22 protein-coding genes and 1 pseudogene are annotated in these 24497 nt (G+C 67.1%); 11 read left to right on the forward strand and 12 right to left on the reverse strand.

Going from position 1 to position 24497, the window contains the following annotated elements; all coding sequences use genetic code 11:
* From MRY84_RS14825 to MRY84_RS14840, 4 genes and pseudogenes are all read right to left on the reverse strand, one after another.
* Positions 1–228 (reverse strand): annotated as a pseudogene (locus tag MRY84_RS14825) (aspartate transaminase); the annotation flags it as partial.
* A complete protein-coding gene (locus tag MRY84_RS14830) occupies positions 225–1139 on the reverse strand; it encodes an amino acid ABC transporter substrate-binding protein (protein ID WP_291506474.1) in 915 nt (304 codons plus the stop codon). The pseudogene MRY84_RS14825 and the gene MRY84_RS14830, both read right to left, overlap by 4 nt.
* A gap of 81 nt (positions 1140–1220) precedes the next feature.
* On the reverse strand, positions 1221–2417 hold the full coding sequence (locus MRY84_RS14835; RefSeq protein WP_291506475.1) for an FAD-binding oxidoreductase: 1197 nt from the start codon (positions 2415–2417) through the stop codon (positions 1221–1223).
* 23 nt (positions 2418–2440) lie between these two features.
* Positions 2441–3979, reverse strand: a complete 1539-nt coding sequence (locus MRY84_RS14840; protein WP_291506476.1) for an aldehyde dehydrogenase family protein — start codon at positions 3977–3979, stop codon at positions 2441–2443.
* Between the two features lie 245 nt (positions 3980–4224).
* Here MRY84_RS14840 and MRY84_RS14845 point away from each other — a divergent pair, with 245 nt between their 5' ends.
* Entirely contained in the window at positions 4225–5136 is a 912-nt protein-coding gene (locus tag MRY84_RS14845) for a LysR family transcriptional regulator (RefSeq protein WP_291506477.1), read from the forward strand.
* Positions 5137–5183: 47 nt separating this feature from the next.
* Here the strand turns inward: MRY84_RS14845 and MRY84_RS14850 are convergent, their stop codons facing one another.
* Entirely contained in the window at positions 5184–5585 is a 402-nt protein-coding gene (locus MRY84_RS14850) for a MerR family transcriptional regulator (RefSeq protein WP_291506478.1), read from the reverse strand.
* A gap of 54 nt (positions 5586–5639) precedes the next feature.
* On the opposite strand from MRY84_RS14850, the gene MRY84_RS14855 reads away from it, so the two are divergent.
* Entirely contained in the window at positions 5640–6407 is a 768-nt protein-coding gene (locus tag MRY84_RS14855) for an alpha/beta hydrolase (RefSeq protein ID WP_291506479.1), read from the forward strand.
* Between the two features lie 87 nt (positions 6408–6494).
* Complete coding sequence (locus MRY84_RS14860; RefSeq protein ID WP_291506480.1) at positions 6495–7181, forward strand: DUF4336 domain-containing protein; 687 nt, start codon at positions 6495–6497, stop codon at positions 7179–7181.
* Between the two features lie 13 nt (positions 7182–7194).
* Here the strand turns inward: MRY84_RS14860 and MRY84_RS14865 are convergent, their stop codons facing one another.
* The 3 genes from MRY84_RS14865 to MRY84_RS14875 all read right to left on the reverse strand — a co-directional run bounded on the left by MRY84_RS14865 (position 7195) and on the right by MRY84_RS14875 (position 9682).
* The gene (locus tag MRY84_RS14865) at positions 7195–8022 is read right to left on the reverse strand and encodes an EAL domain-containing protein (protein WP_291506481.1); all 828 of its coding nucleotides are present in this window, start codon (positions 8020–8022) and stop codon (positions 7195–7197) included.
* A gap of 205 nt (positions 8023–8227) precedes the next feature.
* Positions 8228–8617: a TipAS antibiotic-recognition domain-containing protein gene (locus MRY84_RS14870; protein WP_291506482.1), complete on the reverse strand. Its 390-nt coding sequence runs from the start codon at positions 8615–8617 to the stop codon at positions 8228–8230.
* Between the two features lie 189 nt (positions 8618–8806).
* Complete coding sequence (locus tag MRY84_RS14875) at positions 8807–9682, reverse strand: IclR family transcriptional regulator (RefSeq protein WP_291506483.1); 876 nt, start codon at positions 9680–9682, stop codon at positions 8807–8809.
* 285 nt (positions 9683–9967) lie between these two features.
* On the opposite strand from MRY84_RS14875, the gene MRY84_RS14880 reads away from it, so the two are divergent.
* The 8 genes from MRY84_RS14880 to MRY84_RS14915 all read left to right on the forward strand — a co-directional run bounded on the left by MRY84_RS14880 (position 9968) and on the right by MRY84_RS14915 (position 17957).
* Positions 9968–11077: an ABC transporter ATP-binding protein gene (locus tag MRY84_RS14880; RefSeq protein WP_291506484.1), complete on the forward strand. Its 1110-nt coding sequence runs from the start codon at positions 9968–9970 to the stop codon at positions 11075–11077.
* Complete coding sequence (locus MRY84_RS14885; protein WP_291506485.1) at positions 11074–11946, forward strand: ABC transporter permease; 873 nt, start codon at positions 11074–11076, stop codon at positions 11944–11946. Before MRY84_RS14880 ends, MRY84_RS14885 begins: the two co-directional genes overlap by 4 nt.
* Positions 11947–11950: 4 nt before the next feature.
* A complete protein-coding gene (locus MRY84_RS14890; RefSeq protein WP_291506486.1) occupies positions 11951–12745 on the forward strand; it encodes an ABC transporter permease in 795 nt (264 codons plus the stop codon).
* 15 nt (positions 12746–12760) lie between these two features.
* Positions 12761–13057: a (2Fe-2S)-binding protein gene (locus tag MRY84_RS14895; protein WP_291506487.1), complete on the forward strand. Its 297-nt coding sequence runs from the start codon at positions 12761–12763 to the stop codon at positions 13055–13057.
* Positions 13054–14442 (forward strand): FAD/NAD(P)-binding oxidoreductase, encoded by a 1389-nt coding sequence (locus MRY84_RS14900; RefSeq protein ID WP_291506488.1) that lies wholly within the window; start codon positions 13054–13056, stop codon positions 14440–14442. The genes MRY84_RS14895 and MRY84_RS14900 overlap by 4 nt, the downstream gene beginning before the upstream one ends.
* A complete protein-coding gene (locus MRY84_RS14905) occupies positions 14439–15599 on the forward strand; it encodes an FAD-dependent oxidoreductase (protein WP_291506489.1) in 1161 nt (386 codons plus the stop codon). The genes MRY84_RS14900 and MRY84_RS14905 overlap by 4 nt, the downstream gene beginning before the upstream one ends.
* A gap of 50 nt (positions 15600–15649) precedes the next feature.
* On the forward strand, positions 15650–16720 hold the full coding sequence (locus MRY84_RS14910; protein ID WP_291506490.1) for an ABC transporter substrate-binding protein: 1071 nt from the start codon (positions 15650–15652) through the stop codon (positions 16718–16720).
* Between the two features lie 181 nt (positions 16721–16901).
* Positions 16902–17957, forward strand: coding sequence for a cytochrome c (locus MRY84_RS14915; protein ID WP_363317551.1), 1056 nt, complete (start codon positions 16902–16904; stop codon positions 17955–17957).
* A gap of 45 nt (positions 17958–18002) precedes the next feature.
* Here the strand turns inward: MRY84_RS14915 and MRY84_RS14920 are convergent, their stop codons facing one another.
* The 4 genes from MRY84_RS14920 to MRY84_RS14935 form a co-directional block, all read right to left on the reverse strand.
* Positions 18003–18809, reverse strand: coding sequence for a plastocyanin/azurin family copper-binding protein (locus tag MRY84_RS14920; RefSeq protein ID WP_291506491.1), 807 nt, complete (start codon positions 18807–18809; stop codon positions 18003–18005).
* 177 nt (positions 18810–18986) lie between these two features.
* Entirely contained in the window at positions 18987–20153 is a 1167-nt protein-coding gene (locus MRY84_RS14925; protein WP_291506492.1) for an alpha-hydroxy acid oxidase, read from the reverse strand.
* Positions 20154–20440: 287 nt separating this feature from the next.
* Positions 20441–22723 (reverse strand): diguanylate cyclase, encoded by a 2283-nt coding sequence (locus MRY84_RS14930; protein WP_291506493.1) that lies wholly within the window; start codon positions 22721–22723, stop codon positions 20441–20443.
* A gap of 83 nt (positions 22724–22806) precedes the next feature.
* The coding region (locus MRY84_RS14935) for a penicillin-binding transpeptidase domain-containing protein (protein WP_291506494.1) at positions 22807–24497 on the reverse strand (1691 nt) is incomplete at its 5' end.

A 24497-nucleotide genomic window follows, 5' to 3' on the forward strand; every position in this document is an offset into this window, starting at 1 on the left:
ATCCAGCACCGTGTAGTGCGTCTCCCCGCGCGCCATGGCCTGCTGGGCGGCCTCCAGGACATGGGTTGGCGTTTCGAAATCGGGCTCGCCCAGGCCCAGCACGATCACGGGCTGGCCCTGGCGCTTGAGCTGATTGGCCTCTTGCGTCAGGCGCACGATTTCGGAAACGCCGATGGCGCCCAGGCGGTCGGCCGCGCGGAAGGCCGTGGCGGGGACGGGAGCGTTCATTGCTGGTAGGTCTCCAGGGGCTTGTCGTTGGGGGCACTGAACAGCTGGCGCAGCGTGGTGCCCAGCGGCAGGTTCAAGCTCACGTTCTTGGGCGGAATGGGGTTCACGAACCACTTGGTGTAGATCTTTTCCATCTCGCCGCTTTGCATGAGCTTGGTGAGCACGCCGTCCACCGCCGTCTTGAAGGCAGGGTCGTCCTTGCGGAACAGCAGCGCAATCGGCTCGGCGCCCAGCGGCTCGCCCACGATGCGGTAGGCCGAAGGATCCTTGGAGTTGGCGATCATCCCGGCCAGCAGGTTGTCGTCGAGCACAAAGGCATCGGCGCGGCCTGATTCGAGCAGCAAGAAGCTCTCGTGGTGGTCCTTGCCCAGCACCGTCTTGATGGGCGCGCCGCCCAGCGCACGCTCTTGCTTGCGCAGCAGCTGCACGGCCGTGGTGCCGGTGGATGCCGCAATGGTGCGGCCTGCAAGCTGGCTGATGGACTTGAGGTCCGAATCCTTGCGCACCGCCATGCGCACTTCGCTCACGTAGGTGGTCACGGCAAACGCCACCTGCTGCTGGCGTGCGGTGTTGTTGGTGGTGGGGCCGCAGCCGATGTCCAGCGTGCCGTTCTGCACCAGGGGCAGCGTGTTCTGCGCCGTCACGGCCATGTATTCGAGCTTGGCGTCGGGCGCGATTTCTTTGAGCACGCGCTCGCACAACTCCACGTGGTAGCCCACGTATTTTTCATTCGCACCCAGCGCATAGGCCATGGGCGGCGAGGTTTCGCGCACGCCCAGCACCACTTTGCCAGAGGCCTTGATCTTCTCCAGCGTCGGGGTTGCCGTCTGGGCCTGGGCGGGCAGCGACGCAAGGCAGGCCAGTGCCAGTGCTGCGGCGCCTGCAGTCAAGGTCTTTGGAAGAATTGCCATGCTCGTTGTCTCCTTTGTGTGTTGTGGTGGGCCATGAAAAAATGGGGCGTTTTGGAACACCGGTAGCCAAGGCGCCAAGGCTCAGATGACGTTCTTCTCCAGCAGAGGCCGGTTCTGCGCAATGCGGTCAACGGACAACGGCGACAGGTCCAGACTCTGGTAGCGCCCCGTCAGCATCCACTCGGCCAGCCCGCGCCCCACAGCGGGGCACTGCTGCAGGCCATGGCCCGAGAAGCCGTTGGCAAACACCAGGTTGTCGCAGGTGGTGTGCGGACCCACCAGCGCGTTGTGGTCAAAGGTGTTCATCTCGTAGTAGCCCGCCCAGGCACCCTGCATGCGCAGGGCCTCAAAACCCGGAATGCGCTCGGCCAAAGTCGGCCAGATGCGATCCTCGAACGCGGCGTACTCGGGCTCCAGCGGGGCAAAGTCGGGGTCCTGGTCAGCATCGGGCGCAAAGCCGCAGATGAAGCCCGCGCCCTCGGGCCGCAGCCAGACGCCGCTGGTGTCGATGAGCAGCGGGCAACCCGGCAGCGCCGCAGGGCTGGCCAGGTGAAACACCGTGCGGCGCTTGCCCACCACGGGCAGGTCGATGCCCGCCCAGCCGGCAATCGCAGCGGCCCACGGGCCGCCCGCGTTGACGGCGTAGCGGCAGGGCAGCATCGCGCCGCTTTGCAGGTACACGGCATTCACATGCCGCACGCCATCGCTGGCTACCATGTCCAGGCCTACGGCCTCGTCGGCCACATAGCGCACGCCCTGGCTCTGCGCTTTCTTGCGCAGGGCCGTGAGCAGCAGGTAGCCATCAAACCAGCCCTCGCCCGACAGGCCCAGCGAGCCCAGCACCACATCCTGCAGCGCAAGCCAGGGAAAGCGCTGGGCCAGCTGCTGCGGGCTCAGCAGCGCCACATCTGCGCCGTGCTGCTTTTGCAGCGCGTGGTTCTCGCGCAGCGTGGCCGCACCGGCCTGCGTGGCCAGGTACAGGTAGCCGCCTTCGTGCAGGCCGATGTTCGGCACATCGCCGTTGCAGGCCAGCAGCGCGCCCGTGTTGCGCAGAAAGCCGATGCCGTAGGCCGAGATCTGGATGTTGATGTCGGTGGAGAACTGCTGGCGGATGGAGCTGGCCGACAGCGCCGACGATGCCCGTGCATAACTCGGATCGCGCTCAACCACCACGACCTCACAGACCGGTTGCTGCAGCGTGAGGAAGTAGGCGATGGCGCTGCCGATGACGCCGCCGCCGATGATGACGATGGGGTGTGGGGCCTTAGCGATGGACATGAACGTTGCCAGCAGCGCGTGGCTTACACGTCAAACGTCACGCCCTGCGCCAGCGGCAGCGCATTCGAGTAGTTGATGGTGTTCGTCGCCCGGCGCATGTAAGCCTTCCAGCTGTCCGACCCGGCCTCGCGCCCGCCGCCGGTTTCCTTCTCGCCGCCAAAAGCGCCGCCAATCTCCGCGCCGCTGGGGCCAATGTTGACGTTGGCGATGCCGCAGTCCGAACCCGCGGCCGACATGAACTGCTCGGCCTCGCGCATGTTCAGCGTGAAGATGGACGACGACAGGCCCGCACCCACGGCGTTGTTCATCGCAATCGCTTCATCGAGCGTGCTGTAGCGCACCACGTACAGGATGGGCGCGAAGGTTTCGTGCAGCGCGGGGCCTTCGTGCTTTTGCAGTTCCACCAGCGCGGGGCGCACGTAATACGCATCGGCACCGCCGATGCCTTCCACGCGGCCACCGCCGTGCACCGTGGCGCCCTGCGCACGGCTTTGTTCCAGCGCCTTTTGCATGCCATCAAACGCCATGCGGTCGATCAGCGGGCCCACCAGCGTGCCGGCCTCGCGCGGGTCGCCCACCTGCACGTTGGCGTACACCTTGGTGAGCTGAGGCACCAGCTGGTCGTAAATGCTCTCGTGCACGAACAGGCGGCGCAGCGTGGTGCAGCGCTGGCCGGCCGTGCCCATGGCCGCAAACGCAATGCCGCGCAGGGCCAGGCCCAGGTCGGCCGTGGGCGCCACGATGGCAGCGTTGTTGCCGCCCAGCTCCAGAATGCCGCGCGCAAAACGCGCTGCCAGGCGCGGACCCACGGCACGGCCCATGGCGGTGGAGCCCGTGGCAGACAGCACGGGCACGCGAGTGTCATCCACCAGCACCTCGCCAATGTCGCGCTGGCCGATGAGCAACTCCAGCAGGCCCTCGGGCGCATCGCTGCCGAAGCGGGCAATGGCACGCTGCGCGATGGCATGCGTGGCCAGGGCGGTGAGCGGCGTTTTCTCGGATGGCTTCCACACCACCGGGTCGCCGCACACCAGCGCCAGCGCCGCGTTCCACGACCACACGGCCACCGGAAAGTTGAAGGCCGAGATCACGCCGCACACGCCCAGCGGGTGCCAAGTTTCCATCATGCGGTGGCCCGGGCGCTCGGTGGCAATGGTCAGGCCGTAGAGCTGGCGCGACAGGCCCACGGCAAAGTCGCAGATGTCGATCATCTCCTGCACCTCGCCCAGGCCTTCGGACGGGATCTTGCCCGCCTCGATGGTCACGAGCAGGCCCAGGTCGGCCTTGGCGGCGCGCAGCTCTTCGCCCAGCAGGCGCACCAGCTCGCCGCGGCGCGGCGCGGGCACATTGCGCCAGGCCTGGAAGGCCGCGTGCGCGCGGCCAATGGCGGCCGTGGCATCTGCCGGCGATGCCTGCGCCACCGCGCCAATCGCCTCGCCCGTGATGGGCGAGCGCACCGGCAGGCTGCCGCCCGTGTACGCGCTGCGGGGCACGCCCAGGCGTTGCAGCAGTTGATCGACTTCGGTCACCAGGGAGGCGGCAGCGGTGGGAATGGCGGACATGTCGGGCTCGCTAGGAAAAGAGAGAAAAGAGACAAAAAAGCGGCAGCCGGGCCAGCCCGGCGATATGCCACTATCGGCCAATCCACCCCGTCCTGCATAGCAAAAAAACGGAACGACTTGATCACAAAATGGAATGAAGTAGCAGTAAAGGTGGGCACAATGGCATAGCAGCTCGCGCTTCATTGCAAAGCGCCAGCACACGGACAACGTGCCACTCCCCCACCTCATCATCATTCCCTTGCCGCATGACCCTGCTGCGCCGTGCCTTCTTGCCATCCACCGCCGACCTGCTGGCTTTTGAGGCCGCGGCACGCCACCAGAGCATCTCCCGCGCGGCGGGCGAGTTGCACCTCACGCAAAGCGCCGTGTCGCGCCAGATCCGGCAGCTGGAGGAGCAGCTGGGCACCGCCCTCTTCCACCGCGTGCGCCAGCGTGTGGTGCTGACCGATGCCGGACGCGTCTATGCGGCGGACGTGCAGGCCGTGCTGCAGCAGCTGTCGGCCAGCACGCAAAAGGCCATGGCCTTTGCCAGCACCGACGGCCTGCTCAACCTGGCCGTGCTACCCACGCTGGGCACGCGCTGGCTCATCCCGCGCCTGGGCCGGTTCATGGCAGTGCACCCGCAGGTCATGGTGAACCTGTCGGCCCGCACCGAGCCGTTTGACTTCACCGGCACACCGTTCGACGCCGCCATCCACTTCGGCGCGCCGCACTGGGCTGGCGCCGTGTGCGAATACCTCATGCACGAGGAAACCGTGCCCGTGTGCAGCCCCGCCTACCGCGACCGGCACGGCATCCGTACCCCGCAAGACCTGACGCGCGTGGTGCTGCTGCAGCAAAGCACCCGCCCTACGCAATGGGCCGAGTGGTTCGAGCTGGTGGGCGCCCCCACTGCCCTGGCCCTGCGCGGCCCCCAGTCCGAGCACTTCGCCATGATCGCCCAGGCCGCCGTTTCGCACCTGGGCGCGGCGCTGCTGCCGCGATTCCTGATCGAACAGGAGTTGGCGGCAGGGAGCTTGGTGGAGCTGTCAGACCAGGTGCTGACGAGCACCGATGCTTACTACCTGGTCTACCCGGAGGCGCGGGCGCAGACGCCGCTGGTGAAGGCGTTTCGGGATTGGGTGGTTGGGGAGTGTGCGGAGCAGAGGCTGGGGTGAGGGGGCCTCATCACCGATCGGCCAGGAGCTGACATCGCATCCTCACCTCATCTCTTCGCGGCAGGCGCGGCTGTATGTGAAGGGGGCGGTCCCTTCGCGCCCGTTTCGAGCCAAGCGATCTTGCGATCAAGGAAGGCGAGCATCGCCTGCAATTCCAGAGCCCTGCCGCGCAACTTGTCGCGCTGCGCGGTCAGGGCCTTGAGCATCCGCGCCTGCCCGCTCCCTGAACGCCGCTCCCCGATGAGCAGCTTGATCTCCGGGAGTGAGAGGCCCAGGGCCTGGCCTGCCTGGATGGCCGAGAGCAGGCGCAGGTCGGCTTCGGTGAACTCCAGGTAAGGCCGCGACCCGCCGGCGAGCCCTGTGCGCGGCGACAGGAGGCCTTCCCGCAGGTAGTGCCTGACGGTCGTCTGCTTCACTCCTGCGCGGCGCGCGAATTCAGCGATCCACATCTGTCGGGCCCCTGTCTTGACTATGCATTCAACTGCATAGTTATAACCCGGGCCATGAACCACGCGACGCCCCTGCTTCTCCTTTCCGGGCTGATGAACGATGCCCGAATCTGGAATCCCCTGACGACCGCCATCGCCGCAGAGCGCACGGTGCACATCGCTCCCACGCAGCTGCACGACAGCGTCGCCGGGTCGGCCCGCGATGCGACAGCGGCAATGCCACCCGGCTCTTTCGCGGTCGCAGGGTTCTCGCTGGGTGGGTACGTCGCGCAGGAGGTTTGCCGCCAGGCGGGCGGCCGCATTGCCGGGCTGGGCCTCCTGGACACGGGCGCCCGCGCCGACACCGAGGAGGCGAAGCAGAGCCGGAAAAGGATGATCCAAGCCGTGGACGGCGCCGAAGGTGCGGGCGCCGCCACCTTCGACCAGATCGCCCAAGGGTTTGCCGCACGGATCGTTCACACGTCGAGGCTGCAGGACGGGGAACTGTTGCGCCTGCTGTTCGACATGGCTTCCACCGTGGGGACCAAGGGCTTTGTGCGGCAGCAACGGGCCGCAATGAACCGGCTCGACACCCGTGACCTGCTGCCTCGCCTGCACGTTCCCGCCGTGGTGGTGTGTGGGCGCGAGGACCAAATCACGCCCCTCATCCTGAGCCAGGAGATGGCTTCACTTTTGCCGAACGCCGAGCTTGTGGCGGTGGCCGAGGCGGGCCACATGTCCCTTCTGGAGCAGCCTGCTACGGTCGTTGCGGCTTTGGTGCGTTGGCTCCGACGTGTGGATGCTGCTACCGCGCGCAACGTCCACAGGCCGGCGTCGCCCTGAGGACGGCTGCTTTGGGCGCGACGCAGATCAGCGCCATGTCGAATTCGTTCAAGACCTCGTTGGGCAGCCCCGGCACCATCCCGCCCCATGCAACTTGACCCCCTCGCCACCCACCTCTGGCACGCCACCCACGCCTTCAAAGCCAACGGGCTTCCCATCACCACCCGCATGACCGTGGTGCGCCTGCCCGAGAACAAGCTCCTCATCCACTCCCCCATCCCCATGCCGCCCGGCAGCGCATTGCTGCGCCAAGTCCAATCCCTTGGCAGCGTGGCTTTCATCGTGGCGCCGAACAAGATGCACCACCTGTTCCTGGCGCCGTGCGCTGCGGCCTTTCCGCAAGCCACCGTTTACGGTCCCCAAGGGCTCGCCAAAAAGCGCCCCGACCTGGCCGCGCGGCTGCAGGAGCTACCCACAGGCAACCTGCCCGCGTGGCTGCCGGATCTGGAGCACCTGGCGTTCCAGGGCATTCCGGCGGGCAATGAATCCGTGTGGTTCCACCGGCCTTCGGCCACGCTCATCGTTACGGATCTGCTGCAGTGGATGGCCGGCGACCTGCCCTGGCCCACGCGGGTCTATGCCACGCTGACGGGGGCGCGGCGCGGGCTGGCCGTGCCGTGGACGGTGCGGGCACTGGTGCGCGACCGCGCCGCCGCGGCGCGCAGTGCAGAGCAGCTGCTGCGCTGGCCGTTCACCCGGGTGGTGATGGCCCACAACCAGGTCATCGAAGCCGATGCGCACGCGCAGGTGGCGCGAGCCCTGGCGGGGTGGTGAGCCGAGCGGTCTCCTAGCAGCTCACGGACGAGGGAAACGCCTGCGGGTCCACCCGCGCCGCCGCCTTGAACGCCGGCTTGGCAAAAAGGTAGCCCTGCATCAGCCGGATGCCGCAGCCATGCACGAAATCGCGCTCGGCCGCCGTCTCGACGCCTTCGGCGAGCAGCGTGATGCCCATGTCCTGGCACAGGTGCGCCAGATTGCGCACGATGGCCTGGCGCGGGCGGCTGGTGTCAATGTTGCGCACCAGGTCCATGTCGATCTTGATGATGTCGGGCTGAAAGTCCGACAGTAGCTTCAGGCCCGCGAAGCCAGCGCCAAAGTCGTCGATGGCGGTGCGGAAGCCGCAGCGCTGGTATTCGCGCAGGATCTGGGCGAACCAGGGGCCGTCTTCCACACGCTCGCCCTCGGTCACCTCGAAGATGATCTGGTCGAGCGGGAAGCCGTGCACCCGCGCGGCCTCCAGCGTGGTGCGGATGCACAGTTCGGGCTTGTAAATGGCGTTGGGCAAAAAGTTGATCGAGACGCTGCCCCCTACGCCCAGTTCCCGCGCGTGCTTGAGGGCCTTCACACGGCAGGCCTGGTCAAAGCGGTAGCGGTTGTGCTCGTTGACCTGCGAGAGCACGCTGTGCGCGCTTTCGCCCGCCGGGCCGCGGACCAGCGCTTCGTGAGCAAACACGGTGCGCGTCTCCACGTCCACGATGGGCTGGTAGGCAAAGTCAAAAGCAAAGCCCACGCGTTCGGCATTGCCGCAGGCATCGCAGTCGTGGCGAGTACCGGCCAGGGGCACAAAACCTGCAGGAAACGATGGATTGGCGGCGGGCGCTGCGGCGAAGGTCATGGATTGCTCCTTCCTGAGTGGAATGGGCCGTCTACCCAGGCCGAGAAGCAAATCCATGCAGTGCCTCGTCCGGCGGGCAACGCCACCTTAACCGAAGGCGCCTGCCAGCGCGATGCCCCGACGGCACCGCCGTGAATGCCCCGCACCCCCGGCCTCCGCAGCGGAAGCCGCCACGAACCGCCAGCAAGCCGCGGGTGCTTCAGCGTCAGGACAAATTCTGCTGCGCGTAGGCGTACACGGCCTCCCCCAGAAACTCCACCATGCGTGGGTGGTAGCCGTTGTGAAAAGCCTTCATGTCCGGGTTGTCCGCGTAAAAGAGGGCCGTGCCCACATACGCATCGCGCGACGGCGGGTAAAAGCGGGACACGATCTCGTAGTGGCGGGCCATCAGCGCCTGGATGGTGGGCGATGTCGGCTCGTTCGCATCCAACAGCGGAGCGAGCGCTTTGTAGAACGCATCGAAATCGGCGTGGGCCTGGGCCTTGTGCACATGCGCCCACTGGCGGGTGCTGGCCAGGGACTGCGCTTGCTCCGCAGTTTGGGCCGCGCGGCATTGAGCGAGATATGCGGGAGTGGCTTGCTGCAGAAGACCCATGGTGTGGTGATGCGCTTTCAGAGAATGAAGGAAGTAAGTAGAGCAAGACGCACTGCAACGGTAGCGGTTGGAGCGCTGCTGCCGGAAGGACATCCACTCAGAAAGGAAACGCGGACTATAGCGGTGCCACCACACGTCGCGGCGCACAAGCCGAGCAACGCGCGCCAGGGAGCAGTAATGTGCCTTGACTCAATCCGATGACTGCGGCGCTGCAGGCGTGCGCACTGCACCAGGCACCAGTCTTGAATCAGGCAAGGCACCCGACAAGCTCTGCGCAGGCCGCCTCAACGTCGCGTCAAACGGATTGATCTTCGGCCCGATCGCCGCCGCCTCGCGCTTGAGCAGTTCCACCACCGTCGGCAGGCGATCGTCATTCAGGCGCGCAGAAATGGTCCCCACACTCAGCGCAGCCACAGCCCGCCCTTCGCGGTCCAGGATGGGCACGGCCACGCCAGCCATGCCTTCGAGCAAGCCGGTGTTGCGGCCGGCGTAGCCCAGCTGGCGCACGCGTTCGATTTCGGTGCGCAAGTAGACCTCGTCAAACACGCCGTACTCGCGTACACGCGAAAGGTTGAAGCGGATGACTTCTTCGCGCTCGGCCTCGGGCAAAAACGCCAGGATGGCCAGGGCGCCCTGCCCCACGCCCAGCGCCACACGGCCGCCGATGTCGCCGGTGAAGGACCGGATGGGGAACGGCCCCTCGCTACGGTCCAGGCAAACGGCATCGAATCCGCTGCGCACCAAGAGAAAGATGCTGTCGCCCAGGCTGGCGCACAGGCGCAGCAGCGCCGGGCGGCACAGGCTGCGCAGGTCGCCGGGGTTGCCTGCTTTGGCGGCCAGGGCGAAGAAGTCCATGCTCAGGCGGTAGAGCTTGCTGCGCTCGTCCTGCTCGACCATGCCTTCTGCCACCAGGGATTGCAGCAAACGGTGCGTGGTGCCCTGCGTCAGGCCCACGGCACGCGCCAATTGGGTGACTCGCCCACCCTCGGCCTGCACGGCCGACAGGGCCCGGATGACGGCAAACACCCGGGGTACGCCACCGGTGGCGGCTGATGCGGCTTCCATACCTCGCTCCTGTGGAATTCATTGATCAAACCGAAGGCATCATATTTCATTGAACGGAATAAATTCAATAAAAATTCTGATTAATGGAATACCCGAAGCGTTCTGGTTTGTTTATTGCAATAGATTCAATCGAACTAAGCGGCTGCTTCAACCTTTGCGCGGCAATTGCACCACCGCGGTGCAAACACCCCGAAGGCCTGCAGTCCATCCCTGCAACTCCAAAGCAGGTGGTACGCACCGCCCCAGGGCAACCCGTGCGATGCCGCCAACGGAAAGGCTTTCGCCATGTCGTTTCTCAAGCTCACGGATGTGACCAAGTTCTATGGCAGCACCTGCGCGGTGCAATCCATGAACCTCACGGTGCAAAAGGGTGAATTCGTGTCGCTGCTCGGCCCCTCCGGCTGCGGCAAGACGACCACGCTGCAGATGGTGGCGGGGTTTGAGGCCGTGACCAGTGGGCGCATCGAACTCGATGGCAAGGACATCACCCACGCCAAGGCGAACACGCGCGGCCTGGGCATCGTGTTCCAGAGCTATGCGCTGTTCCCGCACATGACGGTGGCGGCCAACGTGAGCTTTGGGTTGGAGATGCGCAAGGTGCCCAAGGCCGAACGCGCCGAGCGCGTGGCCCAGGCGCTGGCCCTGGTGCACCTGGAAAAGCATGCCACGCGCTACCCGCGCGAGCTGTCGGGTGGGCAACGCCAGCGCGTGGCGTTGGCGCGCGCGCTGGTCATCGAGCCGCCCGTGCTCCTGCTGGACGAACCCCTGTCCAACCTCGACGCCAAGCTGCGCGAGGAGATGCAGTTTGAGCTGCGGCAGATTCAGCGCAAGGTGGGCACCACCACCATCATGGTCACGCACGACCAGAGCGAGGCCATGTCCATCAGCGACCGCGTGGTGGTGATGGAAGCGGGCCGCGCAACGCAGATCGACCACCCGCACCGCGTCTACGAGCACCCGCGCACCCGCTTCATCTCCACCTTCGTGGGCAAGGCCAACCTGCTGCCGGGCCAGGTCGCGCATGCGAGTGGCACACACACGCAGGTGAAGGTGGGCGCCCTGACGATGGAGGTGGACGGCGCCCGCTACCGCCCCGGCGCCGCCGTGCTGCTGAGCGTGCGGCCTGAAAAAGTGCAACTGGTGCCCGCCGTGCAGGGCCGGATGGATGGCCAGGTGTGCGAGCGGTTCTTTTTGGGCAGCCAGTGGCTGTACCGGGTGGGCACCCCCGTGGGCGACCTGATGGTATTGGCGCCCAACGACGGGCGCGCCGCGCTGGCCGAAGGCGAGCGCACGGGTGTGGACTGGCCCGACCACTGCATGCGCCTGCTGCCTGCCGATGAAACCGCCCTGGCCGAGCTGGAGGCCGAAGACGCCATCGCCGAGGTGGCGCCATGAGCCTGGCCACCACCTTGCTGCACAAGAAGGCCGCGCCTTGGTGGCTGTCCGGCCCTGCGCTGCTGTTGTTCACGGTGCTGTTGCTGGTGCCGCTGGCGCTCACGGCGGTGCTGTCGTTCAACGCCTTCGATCCGGCCACGGGAGTGAAACCGCGCGAGTTCACGCTGGAGCACTACGCCCATGTGTTCACCGATTCGTATTACCACGCCATCTTCTGGCGCACGTTCTGGATTGCGGGCCTGGTCACGCTGATCTGCGTGCTGATTGGCGCGCCGGAGGCCTATATCCTGAGCCGCATGGGCAACCCCTGGCGCTCCATCCTGCTGCTGGTGGTGCTGGCGCCGCTGCTGGTCTCAGTGGTGGTGCGCGCCTTTGGCTGGAGCATGCTGCTGGGCCCCGAGGGGCTGGTGAATGGCGCACTGCAGCTCATCGGCATCGGCCCCGTGAAGATGCTCTACACCGAGATCGCGGTGGTCATCGCCCTGGTGCATGTGATGCTGCCCTTCATGGTGATCCCCGTGTGGACCTCGCTGCAAAAGCTCGACCCGGGCGTTGAAAACGCAGCCCTGTCGCTGCAGGCCACGCCCTTCACCACGCTGCGGCGCATTGTGTTGCCGCAGGTGCTGCCAGGCATCTTGTCGGGCAGCCTGATTGTGTTTGGCCTCGCGGCCAGCTCGTTCGCCATTCCCGGCCTGCTGGGCGGGCGGCGGCTGAAGATGGTGGCCACCGTGGTGTACGACGAGTACCTGCACGAGCTGAACTGGCCCCTGGGCGCCGCGATTGCGCTGACGCTGCTGGTGGCCAACCTGGTGGTGATGCTGAGCTACAACCGGCTGGTTGAGGACCGGTACAAGAAAGCGTTGGGCTGAAGTTATGCAGAAGAACGGACGTTTGGCCCTCGCGTTCAACGCGCTGGTCATCACCTTCATGCTCGCGCCGCTGCTGGTGGTGTGCATCGTGGCGTTCACGCCGCACAACACGCTGACGCTGCCCACCACCGAGTTCTCGCTGCGCTGGTTCAAGGCGGTGTTCGAGCATTCGGACTTTGTGCAGTCGTTCTGGAACAGCCTGTGGCTGGCACTGGCATCGGCCACGCTGGCCACGGTGCTGGCCGTGCCTGCGGGCATTGCCATCACGCGCTACGAGTTTGCGGGGCGCGGCTTTTTGAACGGCCTGTTTCTGTCGCCACTGATCATTCCGCATCTGGTGCTGGGCGTGGCCCTGCTGCGGCTTTTTGCGCTGCTGGGCGGCACGGGCAGCTTTGGCTGGCTGGTGTTTGCGCACGCGCTCATCGTCACGCCTTACACGCTGCGGCTGGTGGTGGCTGCGCTGGTGGGGTTTGACCGCAGTGCCGAGCATGCAGCCCTGTCGCTGGGCGCCCGCCAGGCCACGGTGTTCACGCGCATCACGCTGCCGATGATCCTGCCGGGCGTGACGGGCGGCTGGATGCTGGCCTTCATCAACAGCTTTGACGAAGTGACGATGTCGATCTTTGTCACGTCGCCCAGCACCGTGACGCTGCCGGTGCGCATGTACATGTACGCCACCGAGTCGATTGACCCGCTGATGGCAGCGGTTTCGGCCCTGATGGTGGCTCTCACGGCCTGCGCCATGGTCGTGTTGGACAGGGTATACGGATTGGACCGCGTTCTGGTCGGCCGGAAATAGATGGGCACCGCAACCATGAGTTCCAGCCAACCTCTGCTCCACCGCGTGGCCGAAAAGGACCGTGCCCCCGTGCCCTTCCTGCTCGATGGCGAACCCGCCACTGCGCTCGAAGGCGACACGGTGCTCACAGCCATCCTCACCCACCGTGCCCAGCTGCGCCGCAACGAATTCAGCCACGAGCCGCGTGCCGGCTTTTGCCTGATGGGCGCGTGCCAGGACTGCTGGGTGCAAACCGCTACGGGCGAACGCCTGCGGTCTTGCGCCACGTTCGTGAAGGCAGGCATGCAACTGACCACGGGGGAGCCTACATGACCGCTCCCACCTTGCAACCCGTGATCGTGGGCGCAGGCCCTGCGGGCATTCGCGCTGCGCAAACGCTGGTGGCGCATGGCGTGCGGCCTGTGGTGATTGACGAGTCTGCACGCAGCGGTGGGCAGATTTACCGCCGCCCGCCCGCGCACTTTGCCCGCAGCGCACAGACGCTGTACGGCACCGAGGCATCGCGCGCCACGGCGCTGCACAGCACCTTTGATGGGCTGCACGCGCACATCGACTACCAACCCGACAGCCTGGTGTGGAACGCCCAAGGCGGCATGCTCGATGTGCTGCATGGCCCCACGCAGACCACCCGCACAGTGCCTTACGGCCAGCTCATTGTGGCCAGCGGTGCGACTGACCGGGTGCTGCCGATGCCCGGCTGGACGCTGCCCGGCGTGTACACGCTGGGCGGCGCGCAAGTGGCGCTCAAATTCCAGGGCTGCGCCATTGGCCGCAACGTGGTGCTGATGGGCACCGGGCCGCTGCTGTACCTGGTGGCGTACCAATATGCCAAGGCGGGTACCAAGGTCGCTGCGGTGCTCGACACCGCGCGCTTTGCTGACCAGCTGGCCGCCCTGCCCGGCATGTTGACGCAGCCCACCGTGCTAGGCAAGGGCCTGTACTACGTGGCTTGGCTGCGCGCGCACGGCGTGGTGGTGCACACCGGCGCGCGGCCCGTGCGCGTGCAGGGCGACACCCGGGTGAACGCCGTGGTGTGGAGCGACGGGGACGCCGAGCACACCGTGCCCTGCGACGCCGTGGGCTTTGGCTACGCCCTGCGGTCCGAAACCCAGCTGGCCGACCTGCTGGGTTGCCGCTTTGCCTGGGCGCCCATGCACCGCGCCCACCTGCCCGAGCGCGACAGCGCTGGGCGCACCAGCGTGGCCGGTGTGTATCTGGCGGGCGACGGCGCGGGCATCCTGGGTGCCGATGCGGCCGAGTGGGCAGGCGAGCGCGCTGCACTGGCGCTGCTGGCCGATCATGGCGTGAAGGTCGATGCGGTACGCACTACCGAACTGGAACGCAAGCTGACGAAGCTGATGTCGTTCCGCCAAGGGCTGGAGCGCGCCTTCCCTTTCCCCGCCGACTGGGCGGCCCACGCACCCGATGCGCTGGTGGTGTGCCGCTGCGAGAACATCACAGCCGGCGAGCTGCGCGCCTGTGCCCGCGATGCGGGAGCCGATGAGATGAACCGCCTCAAGGCCCTGACCCGCGTGGGCATGGGCCGTTGCCAGGGCCGCATGTGCGGTGTGGCCGCTGCAGAAATCCTGGCCCACGCCACGGGCAAGCCCATTGACGCGGTAGGACGGCTGCGCGGACAAGCGCCGGTCAAGCCCATTCCCATCCACCTGCAAGCCCAGGCGGAAGCCCGCGCATGACCACGACCACCCGAACCATCGACACCGACGTCGCCATCGTGGGCGGCGGCATCATGGGTGCATCGGCCGCGCTGGCGCTGCGTCGCAAGGGCGTGAGCGTGGTGCTGCTGGAGCGCGATCTGTGTGGCTCGCGCTCCAGCGGCGTGAACTATGGCGGCGTGCGCCGCCAGGGCCGCCCGGTGAGCCAGCTGCCGCTGGCGCAGCGCGCCCACCAGGTGTGGGCCGACCTGCCCGCGCTGATTGGCACCGATGGCGAATACCAGCGCAGCGGGCACTTCAAGATTGGCCGCAGCGAGGCGGACATGGCCGCGCTGGAAGGCTACGCCAACCTGAGCAGAGACTTCGACCTGGGCATTCAACTCATCTCGGGCTCCACGCTGCGCGAGCACTGCCCCTGGCTGGGCGGGCGCGCGGTGGGCGGATCGCTGTGCCCCGATGACGGCCAGGCCAACCCGCGCCTGGTTTCGCCCGCCTTTGCGCTGGCTGCGCGGCGTGCGGGTGCGCAGATTCTGGAACGCACGCCGATGACCTCGGTAGAGCATGACGGGCAGCAGTTCACCGTGCGCTCCGGCACTACGGTGGCGGTGCGTGCGCCCGTGCTCATCAACTGCGCAGGCGCCTGGGCCGGTGCGCTGGCCGCGCAGTTTGGCGAGCCGGTGCCCATCCACTCAGGCCACCCGGCCATGGCAGTGACCGAGCCCCTGCCCTTCTTCATGCACTGGAGCCTGGGTGTGGAAGGCGGCGGCATCTACTGCCGCCAGGTGGCGCGCGGCAACCTGGTGCTGGGTGGTGGGGCTGGCGTGGCGCTGGATGCCGACCGCGCTCGCTCGGAGCGCAGCGCCATCGCCACGCTGGCAGTGCAGGCGGTGGATCTGTTGCCTGCCCTCAAGAACGCGCACTTCATCCGCACCTGGAGCGGCACCGAGGGCTACCTGCCCGACCGCCAGCCGGTGCTGGGCAAGAGCCACACCACGCCCGGCCTGATCCATGGCTTTGGCTTTGCGGGTGCGGGCTTTCAGATCGGCCCCGGTGTGGGCGAGGTGCTGGCCGAGCTGGCCCGCGACGGCCGCAGCACCACGCCGATTGATGCCTTTGCGATTGAGCGATTTCTCCCAACGACGGTGGCTGACGTGGCCAGCACTGCCGCTGCCCACTGACCCCGTTTGCCACCGACAAAACTCCCCTCCCCACCAGAAAGGAAATCACCATGACCTTCTCTCCCCGCTTTGCCAGCCACACCCGCCGCGCCCTTGTGGCGGCCGCTGCACTGACCGCCGTGGCCGCCGCAGGCACCGCCACCGCGCAGACGAAGACGCTGTACATCGGCATGAACGGCGGCACCATGGAGAAGGCGTATACGCAGTACGTGTTCCCGGCATTTGAAAAGCTGCATGGCGTGAAGGTGGTGGTGGTGCCCGGCACTTCCTCGGACATCCTGGCCAAGGCCCAGGCCAACAAGGACAAGCCCCAGATGCACGTGATGTTCCTGGACGACGGCATCATGGTGCGCGCCATGGGCATGGGCCTGTGCGAGAAGCAAAAGCCCAACCCGCACCTGAACGACCTGTACCCCGCCGCGCGTTTCAAGGACGACCTGGCCAGCGGCGTGAGCCTGGGCATGACGGGCATTGCCTACAACACCAAGATGTTTGCCGAGAAGGGCTGGGCGCCGCCCACCTCGTGGATGGACTTTGCCGACCCGAAGTACAAGGGCAAGGTGGTGTTCCAGTCCATGCCTTCGTCTTCCTTCGGGTTGCACGGCTTCTTGATGTTCAACCGCATCCAGGGCGGCAACGACAAGAACGTGGAGCCGGGCTTCAACAACTGGGCCAAGACCATCGGCCCCAATGTGCTGGAGTACATCCCCAGCTCGGCCAAGATCTCCGAGATGGTGCAGACCGGCGAGGCTGCGCTGTTCCCGCTCACGCCCACGGCCGTGGCTGCGCTCAAGGTGAAGGGCATTCCTGTGGAGTACGCGCAGCCCAAGGAAGGCTCGGTGGTGCTGATGACCGGCCAGTGCGTGATTGCCAAGAACAGTGAGCCCGAGCTGGCGCAGAAACTGGCCGAGTTTCTCCTGAGCCCGCTGGCGCAAGCCAACGTGCTGCAGTTTGGCGCGCAGATCCCCACCAACCCCAAGGCCCCGGCCGTGGGCGAAGGCGCCGAGCAGGTAGCCAAGATCAATCAGTGGATGAAGAACGCCGTCACGCTGGACTGGGACAGTGTGAACGCCAACCGCCCGGCCTGGAACACCCGCTGGAACAAGACCATCGAGCGTTGAGCCCAGGGGCCGCTGGCGCGCGTCCCACCACACTGGCGGGCCGTTTGTGACAAATGTCACCGGCTGCGCCCTACCCTGCGGCAGCAGGGGGTCACAAACCCTTTCTTCGAATCCAGAATCCGGCGCCTGAACACGCAGATGCGTTCATTCGTTCATTCAATCGAAGAAGAGGGATACCACCATGAAACGCTGGATCAAATGGACCGCGGGCGGCGCGCTGCTGCTGGGCGTGGTCGTCGTGGCCACGGCGGCCAGCGGCCTGTACCTGGCAGAGCAAAAGCGCAACCGCTACATCGACATCAAGCCCCGCCCCGTGGCCTACACCACCGACGCGCAGACCATTGAACGCGGGCGGTACCTGTATGCATCGCGCGGCTGCACCGACTGCCACGGTGCGCAAGGCACGGGCCGCGAGTTTGTGAACGACGGCAAGGGCACGCGCATCGTGGGCCCCAACATCACCCCGGCAGGTGTGGTGGCCCGCTACCAGCCCGAAGACTGGAACAGCACGATCCGCCATGGCGTGAAGCCCAACGGCCGTCCGGTGATGGTGATGCCCAGCGAGGACTACAACCGCTTTACCAACGACGACCTGAACGCGCTGGTCTCGTACGTGCGCCAGTTCAAGCCGCAGGAGGGCGCGAAGGCCGTGGTGGAGCTGCCCCGCCCCGCCTGGGTTCTGTATGGCCTGGGGGCCATCCCCGATGCCGCGGCGCGCATAGACCACCAGTTGGCACCCTCGCGCCCCGTGCCGGCGGGCGTGACGATGGCCAACGGCCAGTACGTGGCCAACATGTGCATTGGCTGCCACGGTGCGGACCTGTCGGGCGGCAAGATCCCGGGCGGCCCGCCGGACTGGCCCGCCGCTGCCGACATTCGCCCCGGCGCCGACAGCGCCATGGCCCGCTACCCCAACGCCGCCAGCTTTGTCGCGATGCTGCGCACCGGCAAGCGGCCGGATGGCACGCCGATCCAGGTGATGCCGTTTGAGTCGCTGGGGCAGTTGAGCGATGTGGACGCGCAGGCGTTGTACTTGTACTTGACGGCCCCCGGAGGTGTTGCCAAGGCCGGCGGCAGCGGTGCCGCGGGCGCGGGCCCGGCGCCGGCCGGTGCAGAGGTGGGCGCGCGCGACAGCGATGCGGATGCCCATGTGGTGCGGGCAGAGCAGTCGGCGGGCCAGCCGAACCGGCCATCGAACGTGCCTTCGGTGTCTTCGGGCTTGCGGATGCCGGGGTAGGGGACTCTGCCTGGCAGTTGAATGATTTCAGCCGCCAGCGCTTTACTATCCGGCGCTGGCAGCTATGTTTTTAGGAGCAATTGGCACCCCGTGCCCTCCGTGCCGATGCGCCACCGGTTTCCCTTGCTCCGCCGGCGCCTGGCTGTAGCTGCCCATCGGCCCGCCGGGCGCGTTGGAAGGCCCAGGCCCCGCTGGCGGTGCCCTGCGCACGCGCGGGACCACGCTCAACTGCACGGTGTCCAGCACCGGGCCCGGCACCACGTTCAGCGCCTTGCGTGGCAGGTCGACCAGTTGCTCCGCATGCCACACGCGCACCTGCGCGGCACCGTCCGGCACGCCCGCAAAGCGCGCAATGCCGTCGGTGTCGGTCTTCAGCGTCCAGGCCGAATCGGTCACGAACACGTGGCCGCGCATGGAGCCGTGCAGGTGGCATGACAACAGCACCACGCCCGGCGTATCGAGCTTGACCTCGGAAGAATTGGCGGGCTTGCCATCGGCCTTGCCTGCCAGCCGCATTTCAAAGCCGCTGGTGGCCGGGGTTGCGGCCAGGCCTGCGGCAGCACCGCGTACGTGGTGGTCCCACCGGTCCTGGTTGGTGAAGCGCACCGACGTGCCGGGCATCACCACCGTGACGGCGGGCACAAACCGCATGCGTTCCTGCTCGATGGTGGGGTTGGCCTGGAGCAGGCTGGGCGGTGGGCCTCCCGTGGCGCCGGGGTACAACACCACCACCGCCTCCGGTACTGGCTTGCCGTCGCGGTCCAGCACCTGGATCTGAACGCTGCCCGCACTGGCGCTGGCTCCCACGGCACTCGCCGCGATCCAGAAAATGGCCCTGTGGTGAATCATCATTGCGCAGTCCCCTCCGGTCGATGCGCCGGGATGCCCGATTTCATGCCAGCCTTGGCGGATTGGCAAGAGCCCGGGGCTACGGACTAACCCGCTGTGAGGTGCGCAAAAGCCGTTCGCAAAAGCCTGCCGCGAGCAAGCCTGCGTGCCGCCCCTACGTGGCCATCGCAAGACAGCGGCCTACGCCACCGGGTAGGTTCCCGGCAGCAGGATGGACCGGTCTACCTGGTTGATGTTGGTGTGCCCACAGAACGCCATGGTGATGTCCAGCTCTTTCTGGATGATCTGCAGCGCGCGGGTGACGCCAGCTTCACCAAAGGCCCCCAGGCCGTACAGGAAGCTGCGGCCGATCAGCGTGCCCTGAGCCCCCAGCGCGCGGGCCTTGAGCACGTCCTGCCCGCTGCGGATGCCGCCGTCCATCCACACCTCGATGTCCTTGCCCACTGCCTCGGCAATGCCGGGCAGTGCGGCGATGGAGGACGGTGCGCCGTCCAGTTGGCGGCCGCCATGGTTGCTGACGATGAGCGCGTCAGCGCCGCTGTTGACGGCCAGCCGCGCGTCCTCGGCGTCCATGATGCCCTTCAAGATCAGCTTGCCGCCCCAGCGCTTCTTGATCCACTCCACATCGCCCCAGTTGAGCTGCGGGTCGAATTGCTCGGCTGTCCACGACGACAGCGAAGACAGGTCGCCCACGCCCTTGGCATGGCCCACGATGTTGCCGAAGCTGCGGCGCGGCGTGCCCAGCATGCCCAGGCACCAGCGGGGCTTGGTGGCCAGGTTGATGAGGTTGGCGATGGTGGGCCGGGGCGGCGCGGACAGGCCATTCTTGATGTCCTTGTGGCGCTGGCCCAGGATCTGCAAGTCCAGCGTGAGCTGCAAGGCCGAGCAGTTGGCGGCCTTGGCCCGGTCGATCAGGCGGTTGATGAAATCGCGGTCGCGCATCACATACACCTGGAACCAGAACGGATGGTTGCCCGTGTGCTGGGCCACGTCTTCGATGGAGCAGATGCTCATGGTCGAGAGCGTGAAGGGAATGCCAAAAGCCTTGGCCGCCTTGGCACCCAGGATTTCGCCGTCAGCATGCTGCATGCCGGTGAGGCCCGTGGGCGCGATGGCTACCGGCATGGCAACCTCCTGCCCGACCATGGTGGTGCGGGTGCTGCGGCCTTCCATGTTCACGGCCACGCGCTGGCGCAGCTTGATGCGGCCGAAGTCTGTTTCGTTGGCGCGGTAGGTGCCTTCGGTGTACGAGCCGGAATCGGCGTAGTCGTAGAACATGCGCGGCACGCGGCGCTGGGCGATGACTCGCAGGTCTTCGATGCAGGTGATTTTGGACAGATCAGGCACGCGCGGGCTCCACGGAAGTTCGGAAAGAGGACAACAGCAGCGCAAGGCTGCGGGACTGCGCGGATGGTAGGCAGTTGCCCGCCGCCGGGCCATCAAAATTATTTGCGGCGTGTGCAACAAATTTCCAAAGCGCATCCGGACAAGGTCCGAGCGCCCGGGCCGTCCAATCCGTATCAAGCTCCGACGCCCGTAACACAAGCGCCAACAGCTACATTTTTAGTAGCATCGATTCCAGAGACCGGTCCATCCAATCCGGCTCCTGCCCTTCCCACTCACCCCGGCCGCTCTCAAGTGGCCGCCGGGCCGGCCTTCAGGGGGAGCACGACCAAAGGCTCTGCATCGGTACCGCGGCTGAGCATGAAACGCATGCGCCCACCGCGCTTGGCCGCGTACATGGCGCTGTCGGCCTGGCGGGACAGCGCAGCGAAGGTGTCGCCGTGCTCGGGGTACAGCGCGATGCCGCCGCTCAGCCCGATCTGCACCGGGTGCCCGGCCAGGTCGAAAGGAGCATCGCACGAGGCGAGGATCTTGCGGGCCACGTTGCAGGCAGGCTCGGCCCCCTCCAGGCCTGGGAGCAGCACCACGAATTCGTCGCCCCCCTGGCGGCACACGGTGTCGGAGGCGCGCACGGCGGCCTTCAAGCGCTGGGCGAACTGGGCCAGCAGCAGGTCCCCCACGTCGTGGCCAAGGTTGTCGTTCACGGCCTTGAATCCGTCCAGGTCCAGGTACATCACTGCCAGGTACTTGCCGTCGCGCTGTGCCTGCGCGATGGCCAGCTGTGCGCGGTCCTGCAGCAGCACGCGGTTGGGCAGGTCGGTCAGTGCGTCGTACTGGGCCAGGTGGGCCATGCGCTCGGCCATGGCCACGGACTCCGTCACGTCGCGCAACACTGCCACCGCGCCCGTCACGGCGCCATGGCGGTCGGTGATGGGGCTCGCGGTGCCTTCCACCTGCGCGCGCTGGCCGCTGGTCCGGTGCACGACGACGCCGCGCGCGGCCTCGACGGGTACGCCCCGCTCGATGGCCTGGCGCAGCGGGCTGGCCAGGGCCGCATCGTTGCCGGGGTTGCGCAAGTCCACCACTTCGTCCACGTTGTGGCCGGCGGCGTCGAACGCCTGCCACCCGGTCAGGCGCTCGGCCACGGGGTTGAGGTAAGTCACCGCACCGTGGGCATCCGCGCTCACCACCGCATCGCCGATGGACTGCAGCGTCAGGCGCATGCGCTCCTTCTCGCTGAACAGCTCCTCTTCCATGCGCTTGCGCTCGGAGATGTCAGTGACCTGCACAAACACACCCCGCACCTTGCCGCCCTCGGCGTCGGGCAGGTACGACGCCATGGCGTGGCGCGCCACGCCGTGCACATCGTCAAACGTGCATTCGAACAGCTGCGGTTCGCCCTGGAGCGCGCGCTCCAGGAAGGGCTTGTTGTGCGCGAACAGCTCGGGGCCCAGCAGATCGCTCAGGTGCATGCCGGGCATGCGCTCCGGCGCCACGCCGAACCAGTCGAAGTAAGCCTGGTTCGCGAAGCGGTTGCGCAAGCCCGTGTCCCAGTAGCCGATCATCGATGGCATGTTGTTCAAAATGGTTCGCGTGTTGTGCTCGGCCTCGCGCAGGCGCGCGGAGACCTGCTGGCGCAGCGTGAGCTCGCGCACGAACAGCGCGGCCAGCGCCAGGCAGCTGAGCATGAGCAGCAGCGCGAAACTGCCCAGCCCCCAGGCATTGCGGTACCACTGCGCCAGGATGGTGTCGGCGGGCTGGGTCACATTCAGGATGAGGGGATAGCGCCCGACCCCACGGAACGAATACAAGCGCATCACGCCGTCGATCACGGCTGGCGCCACGAATCTGCCTTCGCCCTCCTGCTGGAAGCGCAGCATGTTGGGCGTGCCCGCGAGGCTGCGCCCGACATCGGCATCGCCATACGGAAATCGGCTGATCACTACGCCATCGCTGCGAAACAGGTTGATGCCCGTCTGCGAGCCCATGTCCAGCGCGCCGAAGAACTCGTTGAAGTAGCTCAGCCGGATGGCGCCCACCACCACACCCGCAAAGCGCCCCTCGGCGTCGTAATAGCCGCGCGCCAGCGGCAGGATGTTGAGCCCCGTGGCGCGCGACGGGACGGGCTTGCCGATGAACAGGCCCTTGTGTTCACCCGAGCGGAAGGCCTCGAAATAGTCCCGGTCCGCCAGGTTGGTCTGGCGCGGCGCCAGCGAACCGGAATCCAGCACCACGTTGCCCTGGGCGTTCAGCACCAGCACGTCGCCCGCGCCACGCGCGCGCAGCGAGTTGTCGAACACCACCCGGCTGCGCAGGTCGGGCGGCAGGCTCCACACCTCGGGCCGGCTTACTTCGCGCGCCACGCCTTCGAGCGACTTGTCGAACGAGTCGAGCATCCAGGTCAGCCCCTGGTCCAGCGAGCGGACCAGCTGGTCGTTGGTCTGTGCGGCGTAGTTCCACTCGTCGTTGCGGATGGTGAGCAAGGCCCGCGCAAACAACGCACCGATGCCCAGCGAGACCAGCAAGGCCAGCCAGAACAGGCGATGGGTAAAGAACTGGCGCAGGAACGGCATAGAAATATTTGGTAACGATTTTAGTTCGTTACCTGAAAAGCCGGGTGTGGAGCCTGGTCCCACATCCCTGCGGCGCGGCAGGGTCAATGCGGGAAAGTTCGTGGAGCCGGACCCACCGCGCCTGCTCCCCTCACCTCGATGCGAACCTCATCGAGCACACGGCCCCGGGCGTCCGTCAGCTGCACCACATGCCGGCCGGGCCACGGCAGCCAGGCCACGCGCGGCCCGCGGCCCAGGGGTTTGCCGTCCATGCGCCATTGCACGCCTTCGCCGGTAGCGGTGAATTGCAGGCGCTGTCGTGCGGGGGGGATGTCCGGGTCCAGGGCAATCACCGTGCCGGGCGCGGGGGCAGTGATGCGTGCCGAAGGTCCAGAGGTGGCCGCCACTTCGCTGCCCCCCGGGTGGGCGCTGACAGGCGACTTGAAGCCTTTTTTACCTCCAGCGCCCATTTCATCAGCGCCACCAGCTACTGAATCCATAGCAAACAGCGGCTGCTGGGTACCCTGTGCAAACCACTCTTCGCGCCCGGCCTCCAGGGGCTGGGGGCGAGCGGCGATACCCGGCTGCGCCGAGGCCGGGCCGAACCGGACTGCGGCACGGACCAGCCCGGACGGCGCCCGAGGCGGGCGGCTGGGTTCGCGCGCGTGGAGGAAGCCCATCACCGCCGCCCAGATGGGTGCCGCGCCGCTGGTGCCGCTCACGTCGTGCATGGCGGCGCCGCTGGCGTTGCCCACCCAGACGCCCACGGTATAGCGCTCGGACCAGCCCACGGCCCAGTTGTCGCGCATGTCCTTGCTGGTGCCGGTCTTCACCGCGCTCCAGAAGCGCGTGGCCAGCACGCTGTCGGTGCCAAAGGTGCGGGCGCGCGCATTGCCATCCGAAAGGATGTCGCCCACGATGAAGGCGGCATGCGCAGGGAGTGCGGGCGTGAAGCGCGGCGGCGCACCCCCGTCTGCTGCCAGCGCCACGGGGCTCTGCCGCCCGCCGTTGGCGAGCGTGCGGTAGGCATTGGTCAGGTGCAAAAGCGGCACCTCGGGACTGCCCAGGGCCAGGCTGAAGCCGAAGTAGTCGCCGCTTTCGCGCAGCGGCAGGCCCACGGCGCCGAGCTGGCGGTGGAAGGCGTCTGGCGTGACCATGACCAGCGTGCGCACCGCCGGCACGTTGAGCGACGCGGCCAGCGCCGTGCGCACGGACACCCAGCCTTTGAACTGGCGGTCGTAGTTCTGCGGGATATAGAGGCCGCTGGCGGTGGTGATCTGCGCCGGCGAATCCTCCACCAGCGAGGCCGCCGTAAGCCGCCGCTCGGCAATCGCCTGGGCATACAGGAAAGGCTTGAGCGTGGAGCCGGGCTGGCGCAGGGCGAGCACGCCGTCCACTTCGCTGGCCTGGCTGAGCTGGCCCGACGAGCCCACCCAGGCCAGCACCTGGCCCGTGGCGTTGTCGAGCACCAGCACCGCGCCGTCTTCCACGTTGCGCCCGCGCAGCTCGCGCAGGTGCTGCTGCAGGCTTTGCACGGCAAAACGCTGCAATGGCGCGCGCAGGGTGGTGGGCACGCGCTCTGGCACCGCGCCGTCCTTGCCGAAACGCTGGCGCAGCAGGTAGCGCGCAAAGTGCGGTGCCACGCCTTCGCTGGCGTCGAAGGCCCGGCGCTGCAGCGCGGCGGTGGTGAACAGGTCCAGCGCCTCGCAGTCCACTGCGGGCCGCGGGGACGCAGCCGCCCTGCCCTGGCGCGGCGCGCGGGTGGCGGGGGCATCGGCCGCCGCCATCTCGCGCA

The sequence above is a fragment of the Acidovorax sp. genome (genome assembly GCF_022763525.1).
GTDB lineage: Bacteria > Pseudomonadota > Gammaproteobacteria > Burkholderiales > Burkholderiaceae_C > Acidovorax.